Annotated in this window: 6 protein-coding genes; 5 read left to right on the top strand and 1 reads right to left on the bottom strand. The window is 54.1% G+C overall.

The features are described from left to right. Window positions 1-221: 221 nt before the first annotated feature. Together FJ147_26490 and FJ147_26485 are read left to right on the top strand one after the other, a co-directional pair. Window positions 222-2,255, top strand: a complete 2,034-nt coding sequence (locus FJ147_26490) for a TonB-dependent receptor (GenBank protein MBM4259434.1) — start codon at window positions 222-224, stop codon at window positions 2,253-2,255. A 101-nt stretch (window positions 2,256-2,356) separates the two neighbouring features. Further along, complete coding sequence (locus FJ147_26485) at window positions 2,357-3,022, top strand: hypothetical protein (protein MBM4259433.1); 666 nt, start codon at window positions 2,357-2,359, stop codon at window positions 3,020-3,022. A 34-nt stretch (window positions 3,023-3,056) separates the two neighbouring features. On the opposite strand, the gene FJ147_26480 is transcribed toward FJ147_26485, so the two are convergent. Then, entirely contained in the window at window positions 3,057-3,776 is a 720-nt protein-coding gene (locus FJ147_26480; protein ID MBM4259432.1) for an SDR family NAD(P)-dependent oxidoreductase, read from the bottom strand. Between the two features lie 148 nt (window positions 3,777-3,924). On the opposite strand from FJ147_26480, the gene FJ147_26475 reads away from it, so the two are divergent. From FJ147_26475 to FJ147_26465, 3 genes are all read left to right on the top strand, one after another. Beyond that, a complete protein-coding gene (locus FJ147_26475) occupies window positions 3,925-4,803 on the top strand; it encodes a CoA transferase subunit A (protein ID MBM4259431.1) in 879 nt (292 codons plus the stop codon). A 75-nt stretch (window positions 4,804-4,878) separates the two neighbouring features. Then, on the top strand, window positions 4,879-5,676 hold the full coding sequence (locus FJ147_26470; GenBank protein ID MBM4259430.1) for a hypothetical protein: 798 nt from the start codon (window positions 4,879-4,881) through the stop codon (window positions 5,674-5,676). Between the two features lie 13 nt (window positions 5,677-5,689). Then, entirely contained in the window at window positions 5,690-5,962 is a 273-nt protein-coding gene (locus FJ147_26465; GenBank protein ID MBM4259429.1) for a hypothetical protein, read from the top strand. Window positions 5,963-6,162: the final 200 nt, after the last annotated feature.

Below are 6,162 nucleotides of genomic sequence, written 5' to 3'. Positions count from 1 at the left end.
GTCGCCCGCGTTCATCCAGCTCTTCGACCAGACTTCGATACTTAGACCGAAGCCAGCACACAATGGTCTCGTCTCTCATCCCTGCTCTTGTGCAGAGGCTCTCCACTCCGGTCAATCACTATTGCGGTAAGTTGTTTCCTGCCACCGCCTTAGCCCGAGTTAGCGACAGAGCAGCAACATAACCCTCGATTCGTTAGGGCAATTCATTCGGAAAGGATCCCATGCTTCAACAGACTTCGCGAAAGGGAAAAGTGATAGGTAGATGGAGGAAATTAGGCTTCGGAGTATTCTTTAATCTGCTGTTATATGGAACGGTCATCGCTCAAGGGCAGCCAGCGCCAGCCACAAAAAATGGAACAACGACAACCACGCCCCAACTCGCGCCAGTTGTTGTGACTGCCACACGCGGTGAGACTCCACTCGCAGAGGTCCCGGCCTCAGTCAGTGTCATTGACCAAAGTGACATTCAGCTTGGCCAACAAACGATTGGGCTCGATGAATCACTGAATCGAGTTCCTGGGGTGTTTATCCAAAACTCGTTTAACTTTGCTCAAGACCAACGGCTGTCCATCCGTGGCTTCGGGACCAGATCAGCCTTCGGGGTGCGTGAACTCAAAGTCATGGTTGATGGTCTGCCAGAAACGTCACCGGATGGTCAAACCGAATTTGACAACGTTGACCTTGGAGCCGTGCAACGGATCGAGGTCCTGCGTGGTCCAGCATCCTCACTCTACGGCAATGCCTCTGGTGGGGTGATCAATATCACGACCGAGGACGGTCCAGCGCGCCCGTTTGCCGAAACCCGCATCACCGGTGGTTCGTTTGGCTTGGTCAAAGCCCAAGCCAAGACTGGTGGACAGATAGGCAGGCTCAATTTTTTCTTCAATACGTCGTATCTCCATCTCGGCGGCTATCGTGATCGTAGCCGTACGCAAGCGGTCGTCTTCACTGGGAAGCTACGTTACACCATCAACCCTGACTCGTCATTCACAACCATTCTCAATTTTACCGACTCACCATTCGCCGACGACCCAGGCGCACTGACAACCGCCGAGGTCAAAAGAAATCGCCGTCAAGCACGTGCACTCAATGTGACACTTGCTAGCGGTGAGAGTGTCACCCAGGGCAAGCTCGGCTTTGTCTACCGTAATCAATTTGCCCCAGGTCACGAAGTCACAGTCACACAGTATTCCATGTTTCGCCAGTTTGGCGCCAAACTGCCAGTGCTTCCCAGTGCCGGTGGCGGTGTAGTGGTCTTTGACCGCTTTGGTATCGGCGGTGGGGTGAAGTATGCGTGGAATGCAATGTTTGGCGGATTCCGTAATCGCTTCATGCTGGGAGTCGATACGCAGTACCAGATCGACAACCGCCGCCGTTTCAACAACGACAGTGGGAAGTCTGGCAAACTCCGCTTTCACCAAAATGAAGAGGTACAAAGTGTTGGGCCCTTCATGCGCAACGAATTCTATTTACGTGACAACTTGATCCTCAGCGCCGGTCTCCGTTACGACAGTATCCGCTTTACGGTCACCGACTCATTCCTCGGCGATGGAAACCAATCCGGCACGCGCACCTTTGATCAGATCAGCCCGATGGGCGGTATCCTCTACAGTCCCCTTCCCTGGCTGACGCTCTACGCAAATGTCTCGACGGCCTTTCAGGTGCCAACAACGACGGAATTTGCCAATCCCAATGAAATCGGCGGCCTCAATCCAGAAATCGATCCGCAGAAGGCAATCAATTACGAAGTCGGTACACGTGGCGTTCTCTGGGATCGGTTGCGCTACGAAGGATCGTTCTTCTGGATCACCATTGATAATCAACTCGTACAATTTCAAGGCGCTTCCGGCCGGTCCTTCTTCCGCAACGCTGGGCACTCGACGCGGCGTGGCATCGAAACCTCCTTCCAGTTGCCGATCACCAGCGAGCTGAGCTGGATCTTTTCTTACACCTATCTCGATGCTCAATATGACCGATATCGCATCCAGTCTGGTCGGCTCGACGGCAACTATGAACCTGGCATCGCGCCTCATCAAGTGTTTACTGAGCTGTTCTACGCACATTCGTCCGGTCTCTATGGCGCGCTGAATCTGTTGTATGTCGATCGTCTGTATGCTGACGATACCAACCTCAACCACAATAGTTCCTATACCGTTGTGAATGCGCGGGTAGGATATGAGTTGCAGCTCGGTCGTGGGAAAATCTCACCATTTGTCGGCCTCAATAATCTTGGCGATGAGATTACAACGGGTTAGTCCGCCTCAATGCCGTTGGCCGCCGTTTCTATGAACCGTCACCTGACTTCAATGTCTATGGCGGAGTAACAATCGCGTATGAGTTTTAGTCGCTGATCTCTATGTTAGACCTCCTCCACATCCCCGACACCGATGCACGCTATCCCGTAGCGCTGCGCACGTACTTGCATAACGAAGCGCCACGCACCCTCACCATCCGCGGCCAATGCGACCTTCTGCATAATCGCCACTATCGCCCCGTGTTTGCACTCTTTTGTTCGATTCAATGTCCACCGACGTTAATTCTTCAGACGTATGAGCTTGCGCATGCGTTACGCGATGCAGGCATCACCGTCATCAGTGGCTTTCATTCGCCGATGGAGAAAGAGTGTCTCTCGATTCTGTTGCAGGGAAAACAACCGGTGATTCTCTGCCCTGCTCGCAGTCTGGACGGGATCAGCATCTCTGCGAAGAAGAAAATCGCTCTCGAACAAGAGCGATTGTTGTTACTGACCTCATTTACTGCCGAAGAACGACGGCCAACAACGGAGCGCGCGCAAGCACGTAATGCGCTGGTTGCCGCCCTCGCTGATGTCGTCTTCGTTGCCTATGCCGCCCCCGGTGGGAAAACTGAGAAGTTTTGCCGGGAAATACTCGCCTGGAAAAAGCCAGTCCTCACACTCGACAGTCACGAAAACGCCCACCTCTTCTCGCTGGGCATCAATATCGTCCGGCCTGAACAGATCGGCAAACGTGGAGAACTGTTTGTCACAGAGGAAGAGGAGTGAGGCGACCGAGACGGTCGCGCTCCCAGATACGAGATTAGAACTGCTCCACCGACGGGCGAATGTCGAACTCGTGCACCCAGGTGTCACGCGGCTGAGCAACGGCCTGGGCGACTACACGCGCGATCGAACGTGAATCCAGCATACCGGGTTTCACTTCGCGCTCTTCACCAAACGGCACGTCATCGATGCCACCATCGATGATCACATGAAAGACGTGAATGCCCTTTGCACCAAATTCACGGGCGTTGCACTGCGCTAACGCTCTGAGTGCGAATTTTCCTGTGGCAAAAGCGGAGGACTTTCCATACCCCTTCACTGAGCTGGTGGCACCGATGTAAGCCACGGTTCCACCTCCATTCGCCAACATGTCAGGAATCGCTTCTTTCGCACACAAGAACGGCCCATAGACCTGCCCTTTCAGGTTGTTCATGAAATCATTGGCTGAGACGTCGAGAAATGAGCCGCGCTTCGCGCCACCACCAGCATTACACACTAGCAGATTGATTGGACCAAGTTCTTTACGCACGCGCGCAAAGGTTTGTTTCACTTGTGCGTCATCAGTAATATCAGTCGGCCAGAATACACAACGCTCTGCCGTCTTCCCTAAGCCTGTACGAATCTGATCAAGTGAACTCGCGTTACGTGCAAGCCCGACGACCCGATAGCCTTCCTGAGCAAACGTCTCGACAAAACGTGCGCCGATACCTGGACCAACACCTGCAATAACGGCAACTGGACCTTGTGCTTGAGCCATATTTTTTCCTCCTTCTCTCGTTTCGTGCTCTCTGTTTCACGTCTTCCCTATAGCCTGTAGCCTACGGCCTGTCTTTCCCCTTTTGGCACAGGCATTGCAAACCCTGGTCGGAGCGGCGTATATCTCTCGCCAAAGGGAAGTGGTGGACATGAGCGAACGACAACAACGTATTATTGACGAAGTCACCGCTGCAAGTTGGGTGCAGGATGGCATGACCGTCGCCGTAGGGTCACCTGCGCCAATGGCACTGCTACGACAAATTATTCGCCGTGGCGTGAAGAATCTCACGGTCGTCGACAGTGGCATCACGCTCGATCTGTTAATCGCTGCAGGTTGTGTACGGAAAGCGGTGAGTTACTACGCGGGTGGCGGATTCGGCGTCCCTGTCGCTCCAGCCTTTCGTCGTGCTGTGGAACGGAACGAGATCGAAGTGTGGGAGTGTGAAGAAGGGATTCTCACAAGTGGGTTACAAGCAGCAGCTCAGGCCTTGCCCTTTTTACCCTGGCGTGGTGGCGTCGGCACCTCTCTCCCTGAGGTCAATAAAGCACTAAAAGTGATGCAAGATCCGATTCGCGGTGAGACACTGCTTGCCGTTCCGCCAATCAAGCCTGACGTTGCACTTCTTCATGCCGCTACAGCCGACGCCTATGGTAACGTCCAGCATTGTGGCGGTCCCGGATGGCTGGACTTATTTCTGTATCGCGCGGCGGATCGCACCATCGTACAAGTCGAAAAGATCATTCCCAACGAAGAGATCCGCGCCAACCCGTGGGCCACAACTATCGCCGGAGCAGATGCGATCGTCCGCGGCCCCTACGGGGCACATCCGTTTTACAGTCGCGGGTATTACGTGCAGGACAATGCCCACCTGCGGCGGTATCTGCAAGCGTCAACGGCAGCCGCCCAGGAGAATCGACCTGAATTACTAGCGCAATATCTCACCACCTATTGTCGAGAACCAGCGACGCTGGGGGATTATCTGGAACGGGTTGGGATTAAGCGGCTGTTGGAGTTGTATGAATACTAAAACAGGCTCGAGGCTAAAGGGAAGCGTGCAATCCCTATAGCCTGAAGCCTATAGCCTGAAGCCTTTGAGCCGACTATGCCAAACAACGATTACACTCCCTTTGAACAAATGGCGATTTTCCTCGCCCGAGAATTAAAAGACGGCGATGTTTTACGGGTCGGTGTGGCCATGCCAGTTGCCGAAGCAGCCGTCCGCCTCGCCCATCTTACACACGGTCCAAACATGGAGCTCGTTTTCCTTGGCGCACGTATGAATGTTGCCCATCTCGACACCATACCGATGCCCGCTTTTGGCTGGGATCGTCGCGTCGTACGCTGGGCCGAGTCCTACAGTGACACCGGCCATCGCTTCGATCGCATCAAGGATTGGGATCGTCACGTCTTTTTTATTGGGGGCGTGCAGGTTGATCCGTTCGGCAACACCAACCTGATTGGTGTCGGCTCAGACTATAATCGTCTGCGCTTTCGTGGTCCTGGGTCGGTCGGCACGCCAACGTTAAGCACCCATGTCGGACGTTACTACATCGTCCTGAACTCTCACACCGCGCGTCTCCTTGTCGAGAAGTGCGATTTCATCAGTGCCTACGGGTGGGGAACCGGCGGGACTGATGCACGCGAAAAACTGGGGATTCCTGGCGGCGGCCCACGGTATTGTGTGACACCGATGTGCATCTTCGAGTTCCCAGAGCCACACAAACGCATGCAACTTCGCTCTGTACACGCTGGCATCACAGCGCAAGAGGTACAAGCGAACACCGGTTTTGCGCTCACCCTACCGGCTTCGGTTCCGGCGACCGAGCCACCAACACCGGAAGAGTTGCATGCGCTCCGGACCCGCGTTGATCGCGACGGTGTCCTGCGACGACAAGCGTAAAAGGAGGGGCGCAATGGCAAAGCAAAAGATCGTCGACATGGAAAAGAAACGTGACAAGGCACGTCGCTATTCCGGCTACCACTGCACTCTTAGTGATGGTCGTGCAGTAGATGCCTGGGTCACGACAGATGAGTTAGAGATCGAATTTCACGGCATCGATCTCAAAACGGCGTGTAAACTGGCAGTAGAACGTGCCGCTGAAGCCGACCTCAATAAAGGCGAGTTACTCGTTCCCCGCACCCTGCTCGTCGAGGTCGAAACTCGCGAGCATACGGGAGGACGATAAAGACGCCACTCAATCTCCACAACTGGCCAAAGGTAGTCAGAAAGTTGGGTAAGCGTCGCCTATCACAGATGGTCAGGACTTACGCTTGAGGACCACAAGTATCATTTTAGGGATATGATTACCAAGAAGCAGTACGTCGAATATTTGGTGAGCACGCCGAAGAATTGCACCTGTACGTATCTGGCCGAGCATTTGGAAGA

The organism is Deltaproteobacteria bacterium (assembly GCA_016874775.1).
Lineage (GTDB): Bacteria > Desulfobacterota > Binatia > Bin18 > Bin18 > VGTJ01.
Note: the sequence above shows the minus strand (reverse complement) of the source record. Positions and strands in the feature narration are given on the sequence as shown.

Bases quoted from the DNA above. Each gene is read 5' to 3' on its own strand.
- FJ147_26475 (MBM4259431.1), top strand. From the start codon at position 3,925: ATGAGCGAACGACAACAACGTATTATTGACGAAGTCACCGCTGCAAGT.
- FJ147_26480 (MBM4259432.1), bottom strand. From the start codon at position 3,776: ATGGCTCAAGCACAAGGTCCAGTTGCCGTTATTGCAGGTGTTGGTCCA.
- FJ147_26490 (MBM4259434.1), top strand. From the start codon at position 222: ATGCTTCAACAGACTTCGCGAAAGGGAAAAGTGATAGGTAGATGGAGG.
- FJ147_26485 (MBM4259433.1), top strand. From the start codon at position 2,357: ATGTTAGACCTCCTCCACATCCCCGACACCGATGCACGCTATCCCGTA.
- FJ147_26470 (MBM4259430.1), top strand. From the start codon at position 4,879: ATGCCAAACAACGATTACACTCCCTTTGAACAAATGGCGATTTTCCTC.
- FJ147_26465 (MBM4259429.1), top strand. From the start codon at position 5,690: ATGGCAAAGCAAAAGATCGTCGACATGGAAAAGAAACGTGACAAGGCA.